This window comes from Caulobacter sp. GW821-FHT10F06, from assembly GCF_058809215.1.
In genome coordinates this window covers 347,139-369,100 of the sequence record NZ_JBXASK010000006.1, presented here as the reverse complement: position 1 = coordinate 369,100, position 21,962 = coordinate 347,139, and the positions used below count along the sequence as shown (strand labels likewise).

Genomic DNA, 21,962 nt, shown 5'->3' with positions numbered 1-21,962 from the left:
CCGCTTCGCGGTCGTCCGCCCCCATAGGGGGCAGAAAAGATCATCTTCCCCCCATGGGGGAGGAGCGCGAAGCGCGGAGGGGGCGAGTCTCAGAACCCCGCCCCGACCTTCCCCAATCGCTCCGCCATCTGCTTGAGCCGCTTGTCGAGCTCCGCCATCGTGCGGTTCAGCGCGCCTTCGTCGTCGCGCCAGACCTGGACCGTGCGGGCCCACACCGCCGTCATCGCGGCCAGGCGGGCCGGGGTGGCGTCGACGCCGCCGGCCTCGAGGATCGCGCGAGCGGTCTTGGGGAAACGCAACGCCGAGACCACCACGCTTTCGGACCGGCTGATGGCGATCAGCGCGGCGCGGTGCGGCTCCATCGCCTCCAGGCGGGCCATGGCCGCATCGAACAGGCGATCGTGAGCCGTAGCGTCGTCGGCCGAGACGGTGGCCAGGGCGGCGCGGTCGAAGCGGGTCGACAGGTGGCCCAGCACCGCGCTCTTGCCGTCGGCCAGGGCGTACAGTTCGGCGAACGAGACCTCGGCCTTGAAGGCGATGTCGCGCAGGCTGATCTGCGGCCAGGGACGGTCCGACGCCAGGGCCAGGGCGGCGGCGGCGGCGCGGTCGAGGATGTCTTCCGAAGCGGTCATGGTCTTCAGATGGCGGGTGAAGGCGGCGCGGGCAAGGCGCCGCCTTCGTATCGTGGCTAGTCGATCTTGATGAACGGCGTGGAGGCGCCGGTCACCTTGGGCAGGACGCCGTCCCATTTCTCGATGGCCTGCTGCTGCAAGACCTGCGGATTAGAGCGCAAGGCTTCGCCCTTGATCCGCGTGGCCTCGGCCTCGCCCTTGGCCTTGGCGACCGCTGCGTTGGCCAGCGCCGTCTCCTTGGCCTCAAGCGCCTTGGCGGCCAGGGCTTCCTGCTCCAGCTGGGTCTTACGCTGCATCTGGTCGATGACGGCGGCCGGGTAGCGGATCGAGCCGATCCAATCCATCTGCGAGACCGTGACCCCGTGCTTGGACCACTTGCCCGACACCCGCGCGAAGGCCTTCTGGATGACCATCTGGCGCCCGCCGCTGTAGAGCGTCTCGACCCCGACCTTTTCGGCCTCGGCCGCGACGGCCGAGCGGACGTCGTTGCGGATCGGTCCGTCCAGCAGCTGGTCGAAGGTCAGGCGGTAGGTCTGGTAGAGGTTCGGGGCCGAGGCCGGATTGACCTGCATCGTCACCGACACGTCGGCCGTCATCGGCAGGCCGGTGTTGTCGGAGAAGGTGATCTCCTCGTTCTCGTTGCCGCGCTCGTCCTTCTCGCGGGTGTAGCTGTAGGTGCGCTGGATCACCGGATATTGGACGATGCGCTCACCGATCCCCCGGAAGTACCAGCGGGCCGGCAGGGCTTCGGGCGACACGCCGGCGCCGGAGCCCAGGGTGCGAATCTTCACCCCGACATTGCCCGGTTCGACCGTGGTGCTGTGCGAGACGACGCTGCATCCGCCGACCAGCAGCACCAGCACGCCCGTCGTGATGATCAGGCTATTGCGGACCGCATTGGGGGACACGCCCTTGGAAAGGCTCGTGGTCATCGGGGTTGGTTCTCTCCTTCGTCGGGCGCGAGGCCCTTGGCGACGTCGCGCATCATCACGCGCGCCAGCCATGCCAGTCCGATCACGCCACCCGCGCCGGAGAGAACAGCCGCAATCATCCCGAGATCCGAAGCCGAACCCCAAAGTGGTCCGATCACGATCCTCAGCAATGTTATAACAGCCGCGACGAACAGAATAACGTAGGCGACCGCCTTCGCGGCGCTGAAATACTGCCTGTCGGTCATAAGCCCTCCAGCCGAGCGGCGCTCGGATTACGCCAGTATTTTAGCGCAAGGCGGAATTATGGCGAATGACTTTTCGTTTATCTTGGATAATGCGAATCGTTAGCCGCCCAATTCTTGGGAACGGGCGATGGCGGCTTCCAACGCCTTGGGCAACAGGTCGCCGAAGCCGCCCTGCCCCATCAGCACCGACAAGGCGGCCGCCGTGGTGCCGCCCGGCGAGGTGACCTGCTTGCGCAACTCGGCAGGCTCCTCGCCCCCCGCTTCCATCAGAGCGGCCGCCCCGATGATAGTGGCCCGAGCCAGCTGGGCCGAGGCCGCGGGATCCAGCCCCGCGCCGGCGCCGGCCGCCTCCAGGGCTTCGACGAAGGCGTAGAGATAGGCGGGAGCTGAGCCCGAGACGGCGGTGGCCGCGTGCATCAGCTCTTCGCTGGGCAGGTCGACCACGGTCGCCACCGGGGCGAACAGGGCGTGGGCGGCGGCGGCGGCCTTGGGCTCGTCGGCGAAGATGCTGGCCGTGCCCCGGCCGATGGCGACGGCCGTGGTCGGCATCACCCGGGCGACGGCGCGACCGCCGAAGGCCTCGGAAATGTCAGCGGCGCGGACACCGGCGGCGATCGAGACGATGACGGCGTCGGGCGCCAGGTGCGGGACCACATCCTTGACCGCCTCGCGCCAGATCTGCGGCTTGACGGCCAGCAGCACGGTCTTGGCGGCCGACAGGGCTTCCAGCGGCGGATTGACCAGCGCGCCCGCGAAGGCGGCGGGGTCGACATGGGGATCGCGGACGATCAGGTCGGCGGCGGCGAAGGCGCCAGCCTCGCGCCAGCCCTGGATCAGCGCGCCGCCCATGCGGCCGGCGCCGAGGAGGAGGATGGGGGTCATGGACTTGCTCCTAGCTGTCATCCCGGACGGCCTGAAAGGCCGAGCCGGGACCGCCGGAAACTCCAGCGCTTGCCGCGGTCCCGGCTCTTCAGCCCGCGATGCGGGCTTTCGGCCGGGATGACAAGTCGATTATGCCTGACCGACCGTCTCGAACATGCAGGCGGCCATGGCCTGGTCCGGGGTCTTGGCGCCCTGGAGAAGGAAGTCGAAGGCCGGATAGAAGCGGTCTGCGGCTTCCACCGCCGCGTCGATCATCGAGGCGGCCTGGGCCATGGTCGGGCGCTCGCCCGAGGGCAGGGCCAGGGCGTGGCGGAAGACCACCTCGCCGTCCTCGGTCCAGACCTCGAAATGGCCCAGCCAGACGCGCTGGTTGATCATGGCCAGCAGCTCGTAGGCGCTGGCGCGCTTGGCCTTGGGCGCGCGCAGGTCCAGCGACAGGCACAGCTGCAGGCAGTCGGCCTCGGGTCGCCAGGCGAACCACAGCTCGTAGTCCTTCCAGTCGCCGGTCAGGGCGAACGCAAGGTCGCCGTCTTCCGTGCGATCGAAGGTCAGGTTTTCGGCCGACAGGACATGCTCGACCACTTCGAGGGGGTCGAGAGCCATCAGGACGTCGTCGTCTTCCGGTTGGGTGTCCATGGGAATCCTGCGCGTCCCGTGAGCGATGGCGGGCGTGAGACCCCCCATGAATCGCTTACGTCGCGATGAGTCTAATCTGCTTCGTGGGCGGCGTCACAACCACTTCACGTCGAGGGCGAGCGACGATTCGTCTATTCGCCTGTCTTGGGGGCCTTCGGCGTGGCCGGAGCCTTCTTGGCCTTCAGCGTCGCGACCTCTTCGCGCAGCGCCGCCACCTCGGCCTTCAGGGCCTCGAAATCGTCGCGGCGGATCAGGTCGAACTCGGCCGCCAGACGATCGGCCTGGGCGCGCATGGCGGTCTTGGCCTCTTCGCCGGCCGTCTGGGCGATGCCCATGGCCGCCTGGGTCAGCTTGGCGAATTCGTCGAGGAAGGGGTTCTGGCTGTGCATCGAGATTCCACGCGCGGGCGTTCTTGTCCGCCCTCCTTATATGGGATGCGGGGGATGAAAGCGAAGGACGAACAGGCTATGCCTGCGACGATCTGTCCCGAAGGGAGCCCAACGGCGTGATCTTTCCCGATATCGACCCCGTCGTTCACCTCGGCCCCCTGGCCCTGCAGATCGGTCCGCTGGCCATCCGCTGGTACGCCCTGGCCTATGTGGCGGGCATCCTGCTGGGCTGGCGCTACGCCGTGCGGCTGGTCAAGGACACGCCGCTGTGGGGCGGCCAGAAGCCGCCGGCCACGCCGCTGCAGATCGACGATCTGGTGCTGTGGATCACCCTGGGCATCATCATCGGTGGGCGGCTGGGCTACATCCTGTTCTACATGATGATCAATCCCGACCAGCGCGCGGGCCTGCTGGCCCACCCGGTCGAGGCCTTCAAGATCTGGGAAGGCGGCATGTCGTTCCACGGCGGCTTCCTGGGCGTCTGCGCCGCGGTGCTGCTGTTCGCCCGCCAGCAGAAGATCGACATCCTGCGGCTGGGCGACCTCGTCGCGCCGGTCGCGCCGATCGGCCTGTTCTTCGGCCGCTGCGCCAACTTCATCAATGGCGAGCTGTGGGGCCGGGTCACCGACCATCCGTTCGGGATGATCTTCTGCAACGCCACGATCAAGGCGGCCAACGCCGACCGCTGCCCGGCCGGCCCGCTGCCGCGCCATCCCAGCCAGCTCTACGAGGCCGCCCTGGAGGGCGCCGTGCTGTTCGCCCTGCTGTGGCTGGCCTCGCACAAGCTGAAGTGGCTGCAGCGGCGCGGCGCGCTGACCGGGACCTTCCTGGTCGGCTATGGCCTGTTCCGGGCGGCGCTTGAGAACGTGCGCAATCCCGACGTCGGCATGCCCGCCTTCCCGTTCGGCCTGACCATGGGGATGATGCTGTCGATCCCGATGTTCCTGGTGGGCGTGTGGCTGCTGTGGAAGGCCCTGCGCGAGCCGGTGGTCGACGAGACCTATGAGCCTGCTTGATCGCCTGAAGGCGCAGATCGCCCAGGACGGTCCGATCGGCGTCGCCGAATATTTCACCCGCTGCCTGCACGACCCGCGCGACGGCTATTACGCCACGCGGCCCGATCTCGGCCCCGGCGGCGACTTCATCACCGCCCCGCTGGTCAGCCAGATGTTCGGCGAACTGATCGGCCTGTGGGCGGTCGAGACCTGGACCCGCATGGGGAAACCCGCGCCGTTCCGCCTGGTCGAGATGGGCCCCGGCGACGGCACGCTGATGAGCGATCTGCTGCGGGCGGCGAAGCTGGCGCCGGACTTCATGGCCGCCGCGCAGCTGTGGCTGGTCGAGGTCTCGCCACCGCTCCGCGCCAAGCAGGCCGAGCGTCTGGCCGGGGCAGCGCCGAACTGGGCCGACCGGCTGGAGGCCGTGCCTGGCGGAGCGCCGATGATCCTGATCGCAAACGAGGTGCTCGACTGTTTGCCCGCGCGGCAGTTCGTGCGGACCGAAAAGGGCTGGGCGGAGCGGGTGATCGGGCTGGACGAGGCGGGCGAGCTGGCGTTCGGGTTGAAGGCCATCTCAAAAGAACCCTTCCCCCTTGATGGGAGAAGGGCAGGGATGGGGGTGGCTGCGGCGGTTGACGAAGAGCGCCGTCGCGAAGCCGCCGGCTCAGTAGCCACCCCCATCCCTTCCCCCATCAAGGGTGAAGGGAGCCTTGCATTGGGCGCCATCCTCGAATCCTCGCCCGCCCAGGAAGCCCTCGGAACCGAGATCGGCCACCGCCTCGCGGTCGACGGCGGCGCGGCGCTGCTGATCGACTACGGCCGCGACGCGCCCGGGCCGGGCGACACGCTGCAGGCGATCCAGGGGCACCGGAAGGTCGACCCGCTGGCCAGTCCCGGCCAGGCCGACCTGACCGTCTGGGCCGATTTCCCCGCCGTGCTGGCGGCCGGCGTCGCGGCGGGCGCGCAAGCGGGTCCGATTCTCAGCCAGGCGGCGTTCCTGGGCATGCTCGGCATCGAGGCGCGGGCCCAGTCCTTGGCCGCCGCTCGGCCCGATCGCGCCGACCAGATCGCAAGACAGCTTGATCGACTGACCGGCGAGGCGCAGATGGGCGCCTTGTTCAAGGCCGTGTGCCTTTATGCGCCCGGTTTCACGCCGCCTGCTTTCGAGGTCGCCTGACATGCCGCACAGCCAACTGCCCACGATCCAGTCGCCGCTGCTGGCCGCCGTGCCCGGCGTGCGCCACGCCTTCTTCACCCGTCAGGGCGGGGTCTCGACGGGCATCTATGACAGCCTCAATGTCGGGCGCGGCAGCAAGGACGATCCCGCCGACGTGGTCGAGAACCGCGCCCGCGCCGCTCGCTGGTTCGGCGTCGATCCCGAAGACCTCAACACCTGCTTCCAGATCCATTCGACCATCGCCATCAAGGCCGACGGTTCGTGGGGCGACGCCCGCCCGCAGGGCGACGCGGTCGTCACCAAGACCCCCGGCGTGGTCTGCGGCGCCCTGGCGGCCGACTGCGCCCCGGTGCTGATCGTCGACCCCGAGGCCCGCATCGTGGCCGCCGCCCACGCCGGCTGGCGCGGCGCTCTGGACGGGGTGGTGCAGGCCGCCGTCGACGCCATGGTCGAGCTGGGCGGCGATCCGGCCCGTATGATCGCCGCCGTCGGCCCCTGTATCGGCCCCGACTCCTACGAGGTGGGCGTTGACTTCCTGCACAGGTTCGAGGCCGACAGCCCGGGCTCGGGCCAGTTCTTCCGGGCCGGCGTCGGCGACGACAAGCGCTTCTTCGACCTGCCCGCCTTCGTGCTGGACCGCCTGCGCACGGCCGGGATCGATCAACGCGAATGGGTCGGCCGCGACACCCGCGCCGAGGAGGCCCTGTTCTTCTCCAACCGCCGCGCCTTCCTGAACGGCGAAGGCGATTACGGCCGCCTGCTGTCGGCGATCGCGCTGGAGGCGTGAGCCGCGCAAATCTCGTCCTTCGACAAGCTCAGAATGAGGTTTTCGGCTGCTGAGGCTTGTGAATGGTCCATCCTGAGCTTGTCGAAGGACGAGGGTCACGCACTGCGCGTAGTGCTCCAGCCAAACCCGAAAGACACAAAACGGCGCCGATCCGTCAGCGGGGTCGTTAAGGTCTTGCTCCGGAGCCGATGACTGCTAGAAGCCCCGCAACGCGACACCCCCTGCTCCGAGCGCCCCCATGAAGCTGCTGTCCGGCAACTCGAACCGCCCGCTGTCCCAGTCGATCGCGGAGTATCTCGACATGCCGCTGACCCGCGCCCAGGTGCGCCGGTTCGCCGACCTCGAGGTGTTCGTCACCATCGACGAGAACGTGCGGGGCGAGGACGTCTTCGTCATCCAGTCGACCAGCTATCCGGCCAACGACAACCTGATGGAGCTGCTGATCTGCATCGACGCCCTGAAGCGCGCGTCGGGCAAGCGGATCACCGCCGTGCTGCCGTACTTCGGCTACGCCCGCCAGGACCGCAAGACCGGCGGCCGCACGCCGATCTCGGCCAAGCTGGTCGCCAACCTGATCACCCGCTCGGGCGCCGACCGTGTGCTGACGATGGATCTGCACGCCGGCCAGATCCAGGGCTTCTTCGACATCCCCACCGACAACCTGCTGCCCTCGCGCCTGCTGGCCGACGACATCATCCGCAACTACTCGATCGGCGACGACCTGATGGTCGTCTCGCCCGACGTCGGCGGCGTGGTGCGCGCCCGGGCCCTGGCCAAGCGCCTGAACGACGCCGACCTGGCCATCGTCGACAAGCGCCGCTCGGGCCCCGGCCAGTCGGAAGTGATGAACATCATCGGCGACGTCTCGGGCCGCCGCTGCATCCTGTTCGACGACATCGCCGACTCGGCCGGCACCCTGTGCAACGCCGCCGCCGCCCTGGTGGCCCAGGGCGCGACCTCGGTCAGCGCCTATGTCACCCACGGCGTGCTGTCGGGCGCGGCCGCCGAGCGCGTCGCCAATTCGGTGCTGACCGAGCTGGTGGTGACCGACTCCATAGAGGCCTCCGACACCGTCAAGGCCTGCCCGAAGATCCGCTACGTCTCGTGCGCCCCGCTGATCGGCGAAGCCATCCGCCGGATCGCCAACGAAGAATCGGTCTCCAAGCTGTTCGACTAGCGGCCGGCGCGAGCGGGACGTCGGATGGGACGGGAACTGGCCGTCAGGAATTCGCCTCTCGCACGGCCACGCTTGCTAAAGACTGGTTAACGGGCTGACTGTCACAATATGGCCTGCCGCGGGTGATATCCGCGTAAAATCAGTCTCATGGGGAAGTTCGCCCGAATGCACATCTTTTCGCGTGCGCGCGTCGTATGGATGACGACCGCGATCGCGCTGGTCACCGTCGTGGCCGGTTGCGAGACCCCGCCTCCCCCGCCGCCGCCGGTGGTCGCCGCGCCGGCTCCGCCGCCGTCGATCACCCTGTCCAACACCCTGGTCGAGCGCGCCAGCGCCTTCCGCGGCTACATGGCCCGGGCCGGGGCGATCAGCCCCAACTTCACCAGCGGCGACGACATCCAGACCTCGCTGAAGGTCGGCGTCGCCTATGAGCCCAAGCAACTGTTGAGCGGCGCGGTGGCCTACGCCGCCGTCATCGCCCTGCAGGACCCGACCTTCGTCGGCAATGTCCGCAGCTTCGCGGCAGACCCGGCCCAGCGCCAGCAGGTGATCAACGCCATCGTCGCCGACCCGGCCTACGCCGTCGGCTTCAAGGGCAGCGACACCGCCGCCGGCCTGATCATCGACACCCTGGGCGCCGAGGGCCTGAAGGTCTTCACCGCCGGCAAGGCGGTCAAGCAGGCCGCCTATGACGTCCAGCGCTCCAACTGGTCGAAGGCCACCGTCAACGACCGCGACGGCCGCCTGGCCTACGCCAAGACCCAGTCGGCGATCCCGGCCCAGGGCGACATGAACGACGTCTCTGTGCTGCAGCAGGCCTCGGTCGGCGCTCAGCCCCTGACCCTGACCCCGCGCTCGGCTCCTGGTCCCTACCAGCCGGTGGTGATCCGCGGCATGGCCGTGGCCGCCCTGGCCGCCCTCGGCGCCGCCGGCGACAACAACCTGCCGACCATCGAGGCGGTGATGGCCGACCCGACCTCGGCCATGTGCCTGAACATGGGCAAGCTGAACCTCTACCAGTGCCTCGCCGTCTCCAAGCCGCACTATGAGGACGTCTTCTGCCTGGGCCAGCACGTCCTGATGGACACCGGACAGTGCGTGATCAAGGCCTCGGGCGCGCCCATGCCCGTCGAGCCGCCGCGCGCCTTGCCGGAAAAGGCCTCGATCAGCCAGGCCGGCGGCGCGGGCCGCAACTCCAAGGCCGCCAAGACCGCGACCAAGAAGCCCGCCTCCAAGAGGTAGGCCGCTCTCGCGGAGCAAAAGCCTGGAAAAGCTTAGGAAGGGCCGGACGTTGCATCGTCCGGCCCTTCTGTGTATGTAGCGCGACCCAAAAATGGTCGACCGAGCGGGACAATCCAGTCCTGTGCGGCGATTTCGCATTTCGAGAGCATGGGCTCTCAAGAGAGACAACAATGGCCGAGATCATTCTGAACGTTGAACTCCGCGACCGCGCCGGCACCGGCGGCGCTCGCGAAACCCGCCGCAAGGGCCTGGTCCCCGGCGTGCTGTACGGCGGCGCCAAGGCTCCCGTGAACATCGCGGTGAAGTCGAACGAATTCCGCAAGGCGCTCTACACCGGCAAGCTGCTGGGCCACCTGGTGACCCTGCAATACGGCGACGAGAAGCAATCGGTCATCGCCAAGGCCGTGCAATTCCACGCCGTCACCGACGAGCCGGTCCACTTCGACCTGTATCGCGTCGACGAGCACCAGCTGATCAAGATCGAAGTGCCCGTGCACTTCAAGAACAACGACATCTCGGTCGGCCTGAAGAAGGGCGGCACGCTGGAAGTCATCCGCCACACCGTCGAGCTGGCCTGCCCGGCCGACAAGATCCCCGAGGAACTGGTCATCGACCTGGCCTCGCACGACATCGGCGACGTCATCCGCATCTCGGAAGTGAAGCTGCCGGAAGGCGTGAAGCCCGCCCAGGACCGCGACTTCGTGATCGCCAACCTGAAGGCCTCGGCCGCTTCGCAATCGAACGAAGGCGACACCACCGAAGCCTAAGGCTTTCGGATCGGGTCTCCGATCGACTATCAGACGGGCGGGCCTTCGGGTCCGCCCGTTTTCGTTTCGGCCGAGGCTTTGCGTCCTTCGAGGCCCGCTATCGCGGACGCCTCAGGATGAGGAACTCGGCAGATCGAACGCGCAGACATCCCTCATCCTGAGGCGCCTTGCATCGCAAGGCCTCGAAGGACGCACGGAGCCTTAGCCATGCTGATCCTCGCCGGTCTCGGCAATCCCGAGCCCAAGTACGAGAAGAACCGCCACAACGTCGGCTTCATGGCCGTCGACGCCCTGGCCCGCAAGTGGGGCACGGCGCCGTGGCGCGCGCGCTTCCAGGGCCTGGCCTGCGAAGGCTCCGTGCCGACCCCGAACGGGGCGGTGAAGCTGCTGCTGCTCAAGCCCAAGACCTATTACAACGAGAGCGGCCGATCCGTCGGCGAGGCGATGAAATTCTTCAAGCTGGCCCCGACCGACGTCATCGTCTTCCACGACGAGATCGACATGGCGCCCGGCCGTTTCCGGATGAAGGCGGGCGGCGGAGCGGCGGGCAACAACGGCATCCGCTCGGTGACCAGCCAGATCGGGGACACGTTCCGCCGGGGCCGCATCGGCGTCGGCCATCCCGGCGACAAGGCCATGGTCATGCACTACGTGCTGGGCGACTTCCACAAGGTCGAGCACCAGTGGCTGGACCCGATGCTGGACGCACTCTGCGACGCCCTGCCCTTCGCGGCCGCCGGCGACGACGAGCGCTATCAGGCCGAGGTGCTGCGCCTCGCGCCCGCGCCGAAGGCCGATCCGCGGAAGCCGAAGGCGGAGTAGCAGATCCTCTCCCTGAACGGAGAGGATCGCCTCAGAACTTCCCGCTCTGGAAATCCTGGAACGCCTGCACGATCTCGTCGCGGGAGTTCATCACGAACGGGCCGTGCCAGAAAACCGGCTCCTCGATCGGACGACCGGCCAGCAGCAGGACGCGGGCGTCGGTGATCGCTTCGACCACCACCTTGTCGCCCTTGCCCAGGAACACGCCGCTCAGCGCGTCCACCTTGCCGCCGGACACCCGGACCTGGCCTTCATAGACCGCCAGCATGGCGTTGCGATCGGCTCCGACAGGTTCCTCGAACCGTGTCCCGGCCGGCAGCACGACGTCGAAATAGAGTGCGTCGACCGCGCCGCCGCCGATCGGACCGGCGGTTCCGCCATCCGTGACGCCCGAGATCACCTTGACCGTGACGCCGCCGTCGCGGGCCTCGACCGGGATCGCATCGCTCTCGAACTCCGAATAGCCCGGCTGGCTCATCTTCAGCTTGGCCGGCAGGTTCACCCACAACTGGAAGCCGCGCATGCGGCCTTCGCTCTGCTCGGGCATTTCGGAGTGGACGATGCCCTTGCCGGCCCGCATCCACTGGATGCCGCCCGGACCGATCACGCCTTCGCGGCCGGTATTGTCGCGGTGCCGCATCCGTCCTTCCAGCATGTAGGTCACGGTCTCGAAGCCGCGATGCGGATGGTCGGGGAAGCCGCCCATGTAGTCGGACGCCTGGTCGTTGTCGAAACAGTCCAGCATCAGGAACGGGTCGAACATCTGGGCCTCGGCCGTGCCCAGCATGCGGGTCAGGCGCACGCCGTCGCCGTCCGAGGCGGGGACGCCCTTCACGATCTTCACTACCGGCCGAATGCTCATCTGACTGCTCCTTCTCGGCCTTTGATATCGGATGCGGTTACAGTTCGTTCAAGTCCCTGCGACTTCGCGTTCGCCGTCGATCCGTGCTAGGTCGCGGCCAACGAAATTCACGAGAGTTCCATGGCCCTTAAAGTCGCCATCGTCGGCCTGCCCAATGTCGGCAAGTCCACCCTGTTCAACGCCCTGACCCAGACGGCGTCGGCCCAGGCCGCCAACTATCCGTTCTGCACCATCGAGCCCAACACCGGCGAGGTCGCGGTGCCCGAGCCGCGCCTGGACGCCCTGGCCAAGATCGCCGGCTCCAAGGAAATCATCCCGGCCCGCATCACCTTCGTCGACATCGCCGGCCTGGTGCGCGGCGCGTCCAAGGGCGAAGGCCTGGGCAACCAGTTCCTGGCCAACATCCGCGACTGCGACGCCGTGGCCTTCGTGGCCCGCTGCTTCGAGGACGGCGACATCGTCCACGTGGAAGGCCGCATCGACCCGATCAGCGATCTCGAGATCATCGAGATGGAGCTGATGCTGGCCGACCTGGAAAGCCTGGAAAAGCGCGTCCCCGCCCTCGAGAAGCGCGCCAAGGTCGGCGCCGACAAGGAAAGCGCCAACACCCTGCGTCTGGCCAATATCGCCCTGGCCCTGCTGCGCGAAGGCCGCCCGGCCCGCGCCGCCAAGATCGACGCCGATGACGAAAAAGCCTGGCACATGCTGCAGCTGCTGACCGCGCTGCCGGCTCTCTATGTCTGCAATGTCGACGAAGGCAGCGCCGACAAGGGCAACAAGTACAGCGACCTGGTCGCCGAACGCGCCGCCAAGGACAACGCCAAGAGCGTGGTCATCTCAGCCCAGATCGAGAGCGAGATCGCCCTGCTGGACGCCGAGGAGCGCGCCGAGTTCCTCGAGACCCTGGGCCTGGAGGAGCCGGGCCTGAACCGCCTGATCCGCGAGGCCTACAAGCTTCTCGATCTGCAGACCTACTTCACGGTCGGCCCCAAGGAAGCCCGCGCCTGGACCATCCACGTCGGCGACACCGGCCCGCAGGCGGCCGGCGTCATCCACACCGACTTCGAGAAGGGCTACATCCGCGCCGAGACGATCGCCTACGAAGACTTCGTCAAGCTGGGCGGCGAAGGCCCGGCCAAGGAAGCCGGCAAGATGCGCGCCGAAGGCAAGGACTACGTCGTCAAGGACGGCGACGTGATGCACTTCCGCTTCAACGTCTAGAACTGTGCGTCCTTCGAGGCTCGCCTAGAGGCGAGCACCTCAGGATGAGGAAATCATAGCAATATAGCTCCTCATCCTGAGGCGCCCGCATAGCGGGCCTCGAAGGACGCAAGGCCTCACGGCTTGACCTGCTCGGATAGAGAGTCTTCGATCCGCCGCCGCAGAGAGAAGAGAGCCCAGATGTCCGAGATCATCACCCTGACCGCCGCCCACGACGGCTTCCAGTTCACCGCCCTGCACGCCCAGCCGGAAGGCCAACGCAAGGGCGGGGTGATCGTGATCCAGGAGATTTTCGGCATCGACCAGTACGTCCAGGAAGACGTCGCCCGCTGGGCGGCGCTGGGCTTCGAGGTGCTGGCCCCGTCGATGTTCGACCGCCAGGAGAAGGGCTTCACCGCCCTGCATGATCCGGACGGCTTCGCGGCCGGCGTGAAGTACGCCATGGCCAACGGCCCCGACAACGCCATGGGCGACCTGCAGGCCTGCATCGACTTCCTGGGCGCGCGCGGCCCGGTGTTCATGACCGGCTACTGCTACGGCGGCAGCATGACCTGGCTGGCCGCCTCGCGGCTGACGGGCCTGTCGGCCGGCTCCAGCTATTACGGCAGCCAGGTGGGCCAGATGGCCAAGTTCAGCCTATCGTGCCCGGTGATCGTCCACCTGGGCCGCAAGGACGGCCACATCCCCGCCGACGAGGTGAAGGCCGCCGTCGAGGCCGCCCACCCGGAAGTGCCCGTCTACATCTACGAAAACAGCGGCCACGGCTTCAACAATGACGGCCGGCCGGATTCCGACCTCGAAGACGCCAAGCTGTCGCGCGAGCGGACCCTGGCCCTGTTCCAAGCCAACGGCGCGGCCTGATGGGCGACAAGATCGCCCTGGCCACGCGGGACGGCGCGCCGTTCAGCGCCTGGCACGCGCCGAACCAGGAGGCGCGGCGCGGCGGCCTGGTGATCCTGCACGCCATCTGGGGCGTGACGCCTCACATCCGCGAGCTCTCCGACACCCTCGCCGAGCAAGGCTACGAGGTGATCGCGCCGGCCCTGTTCGACGCCGTCGACGCGCCGTTTCCCGAAGCCAACACCGAGCCGGCGATCCTGGATCAGCGCATGAGCATGGGCGAGGCCACCGGCTGGGGCGTCAGCGCCCTGCCTCGCGTCCAGGCCTGCATCGACGCCCTGCAAGGGCCGGTGTTCGCCATGGGCTTCTGCTATGGCGGCACGACCGCCTGGCTGGCCTCGGCGCGCTGCGAGGGCCTGTCGGCGGTGTCATGCTTCTATGGCGGCGACATCCTCCAGTATGTCGGCGAGACCCCGAAGGCGCCGACGGCCCTGCACTTCGGCAAGACCGACGGCCTGATCCCGCTGGTCGACGTCGAGGCGATCCGCGAGGCCCATCCGGACCTGCCGGTCTATGTCTACGACGCCGGCCACGCCTTCGTGGCCCCCAGCGGCTATCACGCCGACAGCGCCAAGCTGGCCATGCTGCGCACCCTGCAGCTGTTCCAGCGCGGCGGCGGAAACAAGGGCGAGGCCTGAAGGCTATTTCGGCGGGATCGCCCCGGCCGTCGGCCAGGCGCTGTCGCCGACCCGGGTCAGGTTCATCTCGAAGAACTGGACCGGCGGGCGGCCGTCCATGATCCGCTCGCCGATCTCGCGCCAGACCCCGTCCTTGACGACGGCGGTATAGCGGATGGTCATCGGCCCGGCCGGAATGTCCCAGACATAGCCGTCCGAGGTGAGCGTGAGCTTGAAGTCACCCTTCTGGCTCATGGCGTAGGAATGCAGCGTGTAGGCGTAGGTCGACGGCTCATACGAGAGCACGCCCAGAGCGTTGAAACCGGTCGAGCCGTCGGCGTTGTAGCCGCGCCCTTCCATCACCTTCACCGTGCCGTCCAGCAGCGGACCGATGCGCTCGGCCTGGGTGATCTCGTGCTTGCCGCTGGGGGTCAGGGTCCAGGCCGAGCCACGCCAGACGCCATCCATCCAGGACAGCTTCTCCATGGCCAGCTTCTGCGCCGCCAGACGCGGGGCTTGATCGGGCGGCATCTGGGCGAAGGCCGGGGCGGACAGCGAGAGGGCGGCGGCGACCGTGAGGCCTGCGAAATGACGAAACATGGGCGGCTCCTTGCATGAGACGCCTTCACTTTGTTATTCAAAGTTCTTGATGTCAATCCATTCGAGCGATCTTGCGCGCCGCCCGACCTATGATGAAGCCGCGCACGCCCAGGCCGATCGGGATCGCCCAGTAGGCCATTCCGGGCAGCCAAGGCGCGAAGCCGATCGGCGCATAGGTCAGCAGCACCGAGAGCAGCCCGCCGCCGGCCACGATGATCCAGATCTGGGCGACGCCGCTCGCCACCACCGCGTCCTCGGCGCTGAGGCCCAGGCGCTGGGGCGACCGCGCGGCGTGGGCGTAGAGGCTGACGAACAGGCCGGCCAGCAGCAGGAAGCCCAGGCCGTAGACCCGGAACAGCAGGCGCAGATCGTCCAGGGTGTGGATGATGATCTCCCCAGGCAGCCGGCCGCCCGAGATCCAGACGAAGCCCGACTCCACCAACATGCGCAGCGGGAACACATAGACCAACACCACGAAGACGATGGCCAGGCCGTTGAGGCTGGAGACCGTGTCGCGGCGCGGGGCCAGCCGGCCAAAGTCGCGATAGGCCAGCCAGAACATGGCGATCAGCACGAAGGCGCCCAGCGAGGCCGGGATGCGGCCCATGGCCGTTCCCAAGGCCGCCAGACTGGGCGGCCCCTCCGCGCCAGCGATCACCAGCAGGGTCACCGCGAAGGCGAAGGCGGCGTCGACGAAAGCGTCCAGGCGCTTGGCGGCCTCGTGCTCGTGGTCCTGATCGTCAGCCATGCCTCGCCCCCTTCAGCCTCGCCCCAAGACCCGTCCCGCCACGGCCGAGAGCCGCGCGACGGCGGCCGGGTCCCAGGCGCTCCTGGGGGTGATGATGGCGCCGTCCAGGCCAGTGTCGATAGGGCTCGGCTCCCGCTTCGCCGGCAGGGCCGCGACGAAGGCGGCGATCAGGGCCCGGGCGCGATCGGCGTTGGACTTCATCACCGCCAGCACGTCGGCGACCTCGACGCCGGCCTCGCCCTCGCGCCAGGCGTCGTAGTCGGTGACCATGCAGACGCTGGCGTAGGGCAGCTCGGCCTCGCGGGCCAGCTTTGCCTCCGGCATGCCGGTCATGCCGATCACGTCGCAGCCCCACGAGCGGTAGAGCCGGCTCTCGGCGGCGGTCGAGAACTGCGGGCCCTCCATGGCCAGATAGGTCCCGCCCGCGACCACCGACGCGCCAGCCGCCTTGGCCGCGGCGACCGCCATGGCGGACAGCCGAGAGCAGACCGGCTGGGCCATTGAGACGTGGGCCACCACGCCCTTGCCGAAGAAACTTTTTGCCCGCGCGAAGGTGCGGTCGACATACTGATCGATCACCACGAAGGCGCCCGGCGGCAGGTCCTCCCTCAATGAGCCGACCGCCGACAGGGCCAGGATGTCGGTGCAGCCCAACCGCTTGAGCGCATCGATATTGGCCCGGGGATTGACCTCGGTGGGCGACAGGCGGTGCTCGCGGCCGTGGCGGGGCAGGAAGGCCACGCGGACACCCGCCAACCGGCCGATGACGATCTCGTCGGACGGTGCGCCGAAGCTGCTCTCGACTGCGACGCGGCGGCGATTCTCCAGGCCGGGCATGTCGTACAGGCCCGAGCCGCCGATGATCCCGATCGCCCAATTCGTCATCGTCGCCCCTCCAACATGCTGACGCTTATCGCCGGACGCAAAAGGCTTGGCTAGGATCGCCCCATGCGCCGCCGCTCGTCAGTCCTGATCGCGTTCCTGTCGCTGGCGGCGACCGGATCGGCGCGCGCCGGCGAGACCGCCTGCTGGTTCGAGAACGGCGCCGTCGTCGCGCCGGCCGCCATCGCCGACATGGCCGGCGACTATGTGATCGACCTGTCGGCGCCCCAGACCCTGCTGCACGAGACCAAGGCCCAGATGAGCGGCTACGCCGAGACCGACCTGGCCCTGCCGGTGCGGTTGGCCGGCCAGCGGGTGGCCAGCGCGCCGGTGGTGGTCAAGGACCTCGATTATCGCGGCGTCGGCTTCGTCGCGCCGATCGCCGGGGTGATCGGCGCCGACATCCTGGACCGCTATGTGGTGACGATCGACTTCGCCCCCTCCTGCCGGCTGCGGCTGGACGACCCCGGCGCGTCACGCGCGCCTAAGGGGCGGTCGCTGGCGGTGACCCTGGTCCAAGGCGTGCCCACGGTGCTGGCGGCCGCCGCCGGCGACGGCAGAGCCCTGGCCGGTCCCTTCGCCATCGACACCGCCTCGAACGGCGGCGTGCGCGCACGAGGCCCGGCCGACGCTCCGCGCCAGAAGCCGGCCGGACGGTTGCGGGCCCTGTCGCTCGACGGCGTGCTGCGCCAGGACCTGCCGGCGGTGAAGGCCGGCGATCTGCCCGACGGCGTGGTCGGGGCGCTGGGTGTTCAGGTGCTGTCGGCCTACCGGCTGCGGCTGGACGCTGCGGCGGGCCGGCTGTGGCTGACGCCGGCGGCCAGGACGCCGTAACGCCTTCATCCCGGGCGGAGTGAAGCGCCGACCTAGGACCACAGCAGGCACCGGCGGTTCGCAGCGGTCCCGGATCTGCGCGTTACGCGCTTGTTCCGGATGACAGGGGAACGACGCTCACACCCGAGCAGGCAAAGAAAAAGGCCCGGCGTTTCCGCCGGGCCCCGATCTTTCGTCCGATCCCTAGGATCAGTGCGACTCGTTCTTCCAGACCTTGCGGTAGCTGGCGTACAGAAGGCCGCTGAACATCAGCAGATAGAGGATGACGGCGAAGCCCATCTTCTTGCGCTCTTCCAGCTTGGGCTCGGCGGCCCACATCAGGAAGGCCGAGACGTCCTTGGCCTGTTGGTCCAGGGTCGACTTGGTGCCGTCGTCGAAGCTGACCAGACCAGCCTTCAGCGGCGGGTTCATGGCGATGAAGCCACCCGGCGGAACGTGCTCGTGGTCGCCCGACCAGGCCGAGGTGAGATCACCGGCCATGTAGGGGTTGTAGTGCTGGCCGGGGCCGACCTTCAGACCCTTCGGAGCCGGCTCGTAGCCGGTCACGATCGAGTAGATGTAGGCCGGGCCGCCTTCGCGGGCCTTGGCCAGCAGCGACATGTCCGGCGGCAGGGCGCCGCCGTTGCTGGCGCGAGCGGCCGGCTCGTTCGGGAACGGCGCGGGGAAGCGGTCGGCGCTGGTGGCCGGACGCTTGATCGCGTCGCCGGTCTCGGAGTCGATGTCGGCGACCTCGTAGTCCTTGGCGATCGCCTTGACCCACGGGTTGTCGTTCGAGTTCTTGTACTTCTCGTTATAGAACGGGCCGCCCTTGTCGCCGAGGTTGCGGAACGACACCAGGCTCATCGAGTGGCAGGCCGAGCAGACCTCCCGATAGACCTTGTAGCCGCGTTGCAGCTGGGCCTGGTCGAACTTGCCGAAGGGGCCTTCGAACGACCAGTGGACGTCCTTGGGTTCTTCCTTGTGACCGCTGGCTAGGGCCGGAGCGGCCAGACCAGCCGTCATCAGACCCGCGACGGCTGCGATGATGGAGAGTTTGCGCAGCATCTGGATCAGCCCTTCTCAGCAGGCGCGGCGGCCGGGTGCGAGAGCGCCGGAGAGGCGATCGAGTCCGGCACGGGCAGAGGCGTTTCCTTCAGGCCCAGGATCGGGAGGATCACCAGGAAGAAGGCGAAGTAGTACAGCGCCGCGACGCGCGACAGCCAGACGAAGCTGTTGAGGTCGGAGTCGATCAGCGTGAACGTGGTCAGGTGCGGGATGACCGGATCGCTCGGCAGCTTGGCGCCGCAGAGGCCCAGGACGCAGCACGCCACCACGAAGAACAGGAAGTAGACCTTCGCGGTCGGGCGGTAGCGCATCGAGCGCACCTTGGAGGTGTCCAGCCACGGCAGGGCGAACAGGCAGGCGATGGCGCCGAACATGGCCAGCACGCCGAACAGCTTGTCCGGAACGGCGCGCAGGATCGCGTAGAACGGCAGGAAATACCATTCCGGAACGATGTGCGACGGCGTCACCAGCGGGTTGGCCGGGATGTAGTTGTCCGAGTGGCCCAGGGCGTTCGGCAGATAGAACACGAAGATCGCGAAGAGGATCAGGAACACGCTCATCGCGAAGCCGTCCTTCACCGTCGCGTACGGCGTGAAGGGAAGGGTGTCGGCCTTCGACTTCGGGTCAACGCCGGTCGGGTTGTTCTGGCCGACCACGTGCAGGGCCCAGATGTGCAGGATCACGACGCCCGCGATCATGAAGGGCAGCAGGTAGTGCAGCGAGAAGAAGCGGTTCAGCGTGGCGTTGTCGACGGCGAAGCCGCCCCACAGCCAGGTGGTGATCGCCGGGCCCACGATCGGCAGGGCGCCGAACAGGTTGGTGATCACGACGGCGCCGTGGAAGGACATCTGACCCCAGGGCAGCACGTAGCCCATGAAGGCGGTGGCCATCATCAGCAGGTAGATCACGCAGCCCAGGATCCACAGCACTTCGCGGGGCGCCTTGTAGGACCCGTAGTAGAGACCGCGGAACATGTGGATGTAGACGGCGATGAAGAACATCGACGCCCCGTTGGCGTGCATGTAGCGGATCAGCCAGCCGTAGTTCACGTCGCGCATGATGTGCTCGACGGAGGCGAAGGCGTGGTCCGCGCTCGGCGTGTAGTGCATCACCAGGATGATGCCGGTGATCAGTTGGCTGGCCAGGCAGAGCGACAGGATGCCGCCGAAGGTCCACCAGTAGTTCAGGTTCCGCGGCGTCGGGTAATCGACGAAGCTGTCATAGCCGAGGCGCACGATCGGAAGACGGGCGTCGAGCCAGCGCTCGATACCGGTCTTGGGTTCATAGGTCGAATGTCCGCTCATCTCGCTTAGCCGATCTTGACCTTGGTGTCGGAGAGGAAGGCGTACTCCGGAACCGCGAGGTTCAGGGGCGCCGGGCCCTTACGAATACGGCCGGAGGTGTCGTACACCGAGCCGTGGCACGGGCAGAACCAGCCGCCGTAGTCGCCGCCGCCGAACGTGGGCACGCAGCCCAGGTGCGTACAGCTGCCGATCAGCACCAGCCAGTTGGCCTTGCCGGGCTTCACCCGGTCGGCGTCCTTCTGGGGATCCTTCATCGACGCGCCGTCGTCCTTCACCGCCGCGGCGATTTCCGCCTTGGTGCGGTTGCGGACGAACAGAGGCTTGCCGCGCCATTTCAGCGTGACCTGCTGGCCCTCGACGACCTTGGTCAGGTCGAACTCGATCGAGGCCAGGGCCAGCGTATCGGCTGACGGGTTCATCTGATCGACGAACGGCCACACCAGCGACGCGCCAGCGCCGGCGGCGGCGGCGATCGTCGCGATGTAAATGAAGTCGCGCCGGCTGGGGTCAGCCCCATGTTCCGGCTCGGTCGTTGCGCCCACGGCGGTGTCGGCCACCTTAAGTCACCCTTCGATTCCGCCGCGCCGAGAAACCGGCCGGCCAGGAGAAGCGCCTTGCGGCGCCGTATCTTTCTCGACCCGCAAGCGGATCTCCGCCACAAGGCAGCGGTCGGATCGTCCTATCGGACGCGCGGCGCAAGTCCGCAAGCCCTTTCGATTCGCAGTAATGTCCCTGCTAGCCCTGTGGTTGGTTCGCTTAGAATGCGTGTCGCACTTTTTCAACCAGGCATTCCGCAAAACGTCGGCGCCGCGATCCGTTTAGCCGCGTGTTTCGGCGCCGGTCTCGACGTTATCGAGCCTTGCAGCTTTCCCTTGGACGACAAGAGCTTGAAGCGCGCGGCGCTCGATTATGGGCCCTTGGCGCACATGAAACGGCACGTTTCGTGGGAGGCCTTCCTCGCCGCGCCCGAACGGGTCGAGGGCCGGCTGCTGCTGTTCACGACGAAAGGCGCCACGCCCTTTCACCAATTCGAGTTTCAGTCCGGCGACACCCTGCTGTTCGGCAACGAAAGCCGGGGCGCGCCCGAGGAGGTCCACGCGGCGGCCCAGGGCCGGCTGGTGATTCCCTTGCGGCCCGAGGCCCGGTCGATGAACCTGGCCACGACGGTGGCCATGGCGATGGGCGAGGCGCTGCGGCAGACGGACAGTTTCCCGACTTGGGAACCCAAGTCCGCGCCCTGACGGACGCCTCCGCAAAATCCCTTATGCGCCTTCCCCGATTTGCGCCGGCCGCGCCTAGGGCTTAATCGGCTCCCATGAGCACGATCTCGACCCTCGACGACAAGAAGGCGGCCGCCCGAGCCTGGTTCGAAACCCTGCGCGACCAGATCTGCGCGGAGTTCGAGCGCCTGGAGGACGAGGCCCCGGCCGATCTCTATCCCGGCGAGGCCGGCCGCTTTGCCCGCAAGCCGTGGGATCGCGCGGCCGGCGGCGGCGGCGTGATGTCGGTGATGCACGGGCGCCTGTTCGAAAAGGTCGGCGTGCACTGCTCGACGGTGTTCGGAACCTTCACGCCGGAAATGGCCAAGGGCATGCCGGGCGCCGACGAAGACCCCCGGTTCTTCGCCACGGGGATCAGCCTGATCGCCCACATGACCAATCCGCGCGTGCCGGCCGTGCACATGAACACCCGCTTCATCGCCACGACGAAGAGCTGGTTCGGGGGCGGCGGCGACCTGACGCCCCTGCTCGGCTATCAGCGCCAGCAGGACTTCCCCGACGCCGTCGACTTCCACGCTGCCTACCAGCGCGCCTGCGACGCCCACGACCCGACCTGGCACGCCAAATACAAGGCCTGGTGCGACGAGTACTTCTTCCTGCCCCACCGCAACGAGCCGCGCGGCATCGGCGGCATCTTCTACGACCACCACGACAGCGGCGACTGGGCCCGCGACTTCGCCTTCACGCAAGACGTCGGCAAGGCGTTCCTGGAAATCTATCCGGAGCTGGTCCGCCGCCGGATGGGCGAGGCCTGGACCGCCGACGAGCGCGAACAACAGCTGGTGCAGCGCGGGCGGTATGTGGAGTTCAACCTGCTCTACGACCGCGGCACGATGTTCGGACTGAAGACCGGCGGCAACGTCGAGTCGATCCTTAGCTCGATGCCGCCGACGGTGAAGTGGCCGTAAACTTGTCATTCCGGACGGCCCGAAGGGACGATCCGGGACCGCAAGAAACACCGCGCTTGCCGTGGTCCCGGCTCTT

General features: G+C 67.8%; 26 protein-coding genes. 13 read left to right on the top strand and 13 right to left on the bottom strand.

Annotated elements, in window-relative coordinates:
* Positions 1 to 89 precede the first annotated feature (89 nt).
* The 6 genes from AC1RUS_RS15940 to AC1RUS_RS15915 all read right to left on the bottom strand — a co-directional run bounded on the left by AC1RUS_RS15940 (position 90) and on the right by AC1RUS_RS15915 (position 3,716).
* Complete coding sequence (locus AC1RUS_RS15940; RefSeq protein ID WP_492917557.1) at positions 90 to 632, bottom strand: TetR family transcriptional regulator; 543 nt, start codon at positions 630 to 632, stop codon at positions 90 to 92.
* A gap of 56 nt (positions 633 to 688) precedes the next feature.
* A complete protein-coding gene (locus tag AC1RUS_RS15935; protein ID WP_492917556.1) occupies positions 689 to 1,564 on the bottom strand; it encodes an SPFH domain-containing protein in 876 nt (291 codons plus the stop codon).
* Positions 1,561 to 1,809, bottom strand: coding sequence for a hypothetical protein (locus AC1RUS_RS15930; RefSeq protein ID WP_492917555.1), 249 nt, complete (start codon positions 1,807 to 1,809; stop codon positions 1,561 to 1,563). Before AC1RUS_RS15930 ends, AC1RUS_RS15935 begins: the two co-directional genes overlap by 4 nt.
* A 99-nt stretch (positions 1,810 to 1,908) precedes the next feature.
* Positions 1,909 to 2,691, bottom strand: coding sequence for a pyrroline-5-carboxylate reductase (gene proC / locus AC1RUS_RS15925; RefSeq protein ID WP_492917554.1), 783 nt, complete (start codon positions 2,689 to 2,691; stop codon positions 1,909 to 1,911).
* Positions 2,692 to 2,820: 129 nt separating this feature from the next.
* Positions 2,821 to 3,327, bottom strand: a complete 507-nt coding sequence (locus AC1RUS_RS15920; RefSeq protein WP_492917553.1) for a type III secretion system chaperone family protein — start codon at positions 3,325 to 3,327, stop codon at positions 2,821 to 2,823.
* A gap of 131 nt (positions 3,328 to 3,458) precedes the next feature.
* Positions 3,459 to 3,716, bottom strand: a complete 258-nt coding sequence (locus AC1RUS_RS15915) for an accessory factor UbiK family protein (protein ID WP_492917552.1) — start codon at positions 3,714 to 3,716, stop codon at positions 3,459 to 3,461.
* Positions 3,717 to 3,832: 116 nt separating this feature from the next.
* Between AC1RUS_RS15915 and lgt the strand changes: the two genes are divergently transcribed.
* The 7 genes from lgt (at position 3,833) to pth (ending at position 10,686) form a co-directional block, all read left to right on the top strand.
* The gene (gene lgt / locus AC1RUS_RS15910; RefSeq protein ID WP_492917551.1) at positions 3,833 to 4,732 is read left to right on the top strand and encodes a prolipoprotein diacylglyceryl transferase; all 900 of its coding nucleotides are present in this window, start codon (positions 3,833 to 3,835) and stop codon (positions 4,730 to 4,732) included.
* Positions 4,719 to 5,891: a class I SAM-dependent methyltransferase gene (locus AC1RUS_RS15905; protein WP_492917550.1), complete on the top strand. Its 1,173-nt coding sequence runs from the start codon at positions 4,719 to 4,721 to the stop codon at positions 5,889 to 5,891. The genes lgt and AC1RUS_RS15905 overlap by 14 nt, the downstream gene beginning before the upstream one ends.
* Position 5,892: 1 nt before the next feature.
* The gene (gene pgeF, locus AC1RUS_RS15900; protein WP_492917549.1) at positions 5,893 to 6,678 is read left to right on the top strand and encodes a peptidoglycan editing factor PgeF; all 786 of its coding nucleotides are present in this window, start codon (positions 5,893 to 5,895) and stop codon (positions 6,676 to 6,678) included.
* A 238-nt stretch (positions 6,679 to 6,916) separates the two neighbouring features.
* Entirely contained in the window at positions 6,917 to 7,855 is a 939-nt protein-coding gene (locus AC1RUS_RS15895; RefSeq protein ID WP_421739317.1) for a ribose-phosphate pyrophosphokinase, read from the top strand.
* 165 nt (positions 7,856 to 8,020) lie between these two features.
* Complete coding sequence (locus AC1RUS_RS15890) at positions 8,021 to 9,097, top strand: hypothetical protein (protein ID WP_492917548.1); 1,077 nt, start codon at positions 8,021 to 8,023, stop codon at positions 9,095 to 9,097.
* A 170-nt stretch (positions 9,098 to 9,267) separates the two neighbouring features.
* Positions 9,268 to 9,864, top strand: a complete 597-nt coding sequence (locus tag AC1RUS_RS15885) for a 50S ribosomal protein L25/general stress protein Ctc (protein WP_492917547.1) — start codon at positions 9,268 to 9,270, stop codon at positions 9,862 to 9,864.
* Positions 9,865 to 10,071: 207 nt separating this feature from the next.
* Positions 10,072 to 10,686: an aminoacyl-tRNA hydrolase gene (gene pth, locus AC1RUS_RS15880; RefSeq protein WP_492917546.1), complete on the top strand. Its 615-nt coding sequence runs from the start codon at positions 10,072 to 10,074 to the stop codon at positions 10,684 to 10,686.
* A 31-nt stretch (positions 10,687 to 10,717) separates the two neighbouring features.
* On the opposite strand, the gene AC1RUS_RS15875 is transcribed toward pth, so the two are convergent.
* Complete coding sequence (locus AC1RUS_RS15875; protein ID WP_492917545.1) at positions 10,718 to 11,548, bottom strand: pirin family protein; 831 nt, start codon at positions 11,546 to 11,548, stop codon at positions 10,718 to 10,720.
* Between the two features lie 120 nt (positions 11,549 to 11,668).
* Between AC1RUS_RS15875 and ychF the strand changes: the two genes are divergently transcribed.
* The 3 genes from ychF to AC1RUS_RS15860 all read left to right on the top strand — a co-directional run bounded on the left by ychF (position 11,669) and on the right by AC1RUS_RS15860 (position 14,307).
* Positions 11,669 to 12,769 (top strand): redox-regulated ATPase YchF, encoded by a 1,101-nt coding sequence (gene ychF / locus AC1RUS_RS15870; RefSeq protein ID WP_492917544.1) that lies wholly within the window; start codon positions 11,669 to 11,671, stop codon positions 12,767 to 12,769.
* A 180-nt stretch (positions 12,770 to 12,949) separates the two neighbouring features.
* The gene (locus AC1RUS_RS15865; protein ID WP_492917543.1) at positions 12,950 to 13,630 is read left to right on the top strand and encodes a dienelactone hydrolase family protein; all 681 of its coding nucleotides are present in this window, start codon (positions 12,950 to 12,952) and stop codon (positions 13,628 to 13,630) included.
* The gene (locus AC1RUS_RS15860; protein WP_492917542.1) at positions 13,630 to 14,307 is read left to right on the top strand and encodes a dienelactone hydrolase family protein; all 678 of its coding nucleotides are present in this window, start codon (positions 13,630 to 13,632) and stop codon (positions 14,305 to 14,307) included. The genes AC1RUS_RS15865 and AC1RUS_RS15860 overlap by 1 nt, the downstream gene beginning before the upstream one ends.
* A gap of 3 nt (positions 14,308 to 14,310) precedes the next feature.
* Here the strand turns inward: AC1RUS_RS15860 and AC1RUS_RS15855 are convergent, their stop codons facing one another.
* The 3 genes from AC1RUS_RS15855 to AC1RUS_RS15845 are packed head-to-tail and all read right to left on the bottom strand — an operon-like array spanning position 14,311 to position 16,519.
* Positions 14,311 to 14,886, bottom strand: coding sequence for a DUF1579 domain-containing protein (locus AC1RUS_RS15855; RefSeq protein WP_492917541.1), 576 nt, complete (start codon positions 14,884 to 14,886; stop codon positions 14,311 to 14,313).
* 52 nt (positions 14,887 to 14,938) lie between these two features.
* Positions 14,939 to 15,634 carry a TMEM175 family protein gene (locus AC1RUS_RS15850; protein ID WP_492917540.1) on the bottom strand — a complete coding sequence of 232 codons (696 nt, stop codon included), beginning with the start codon at positions 15,632 to 15,634 and terminating at the stop codon, positions 14,939 to 14,941.
* Positions 15,635 to 15,646: 12 nt separating this feature from the next.
* On the bottom strand, positions 15,647 to 16,519 hold the full coding sequence (locus tag AC1RUS_RS15845) for an S-methyl-5'-thioadenosine phosphorylase (RefSeq protein WP_492917539.1): 873 nt from the start codon (positions 16,517 to 16,519) through the stop codon (positions 15,647 to 15,649).
* 63 nt (positions 16,520 to 16,582) lie between these two features.
* Between AC1RUS_RS15845 and AC1RUS_RS15840 the strand changes: the two genes are divergently transcribed.
* Complete coding sequence (locus tag AC1RUS_RS15840; RefSeq protein ID WP_492917538.1) at positions 16,583 to 17,350, top strand: hypothetical protein; 768 nt, start codon at positions 16,583 to 16,585, stop codon at positions 17,348 to 17,350.
* 189 nt (positions 17,351 to 17,539) lie between these two features.
* On the opposite strand, the gene AC1RUS_RS15835 is transcribed toward AC1RUS_RS15840, so the two are convergent.
* The 3 genes from AC1RUS_RS15835 to petA are packed head-to-tail and all read right to left on the bottom strand — an operon-like array spanning position 17,540 to position 20,255.
* A complete protein-coding gene (locus tag AC1RUS_RS15835; protein WP_492917537.1) occupies positions 17,540 to 18,394 on the bottom strand; it encodes a cytochrome c1 in 855 nt (284 codons plus the stop codon).
* A gap of 5 nt (positions 18,395 to 18,399) precedes the next feature.
* Positions 18,400 to 19,698, bottom strand: coding sequence for a cytochrome b (locus AC1RUS_RS15830; protein ID WP_492917536.1), 1,299 nt, complete (start codon positions 19,696 to 19,698; stop codon positions 18,400 to 18,402).
* Positions 19,699 to 19,703: 5 nt separating this feature from the next.
* On the bottom strand, positions 19,704 to 20,255 hold the full coding sequence (gene petA, locus AC1RUS_RS15825) for a ubiquinol-cytochrome c reductase iron-sulfur subunit (RefSeq protein ID WP_492917535.1): 552 nt from the start codon (positions 20,253 to 20,255) through the stop codon (positions 19,704 to 19,706).
* Between the two features lie 204 nt (positions 20,256 to 20,459).
* On the opposite strand from petA, the gene AC1RUS_RS15820 reads away from it, so the two are divergent.
* Both AC1RUS_RS15820 and hemF read left to right on the top strand, forming a co-directional pair.
* On the top strand, positions 20,460 to 20,939 hold the full coding sequence (locus AC1RUS_RS15820) for a tRNA (cytidine(34)-2'-O)-methyltransferase (protein ID WP_492917583.1): 480 nt from the start codon (positions 20,460 to 20,462) through the stop codon (positions 20,937 to 20,939).
* 74 nt (positions 20,940 to 21,013) lie between these two features.
* Positions 21,014 to 21,886: an oxygen-dependent coproporphyrinogen oxidase gene (hemF, locus tag AC1RUS_RS15815; protein WP_492917534.1), complete on the top strand. Its 873-nt coding sequence runs from the start codon at positions 21,014 to 21,016 to the stop codon at positions 21,884 to 21,886.
* Positions 21,887 to 21,962 lie beyond the last annotated feature (76 nt).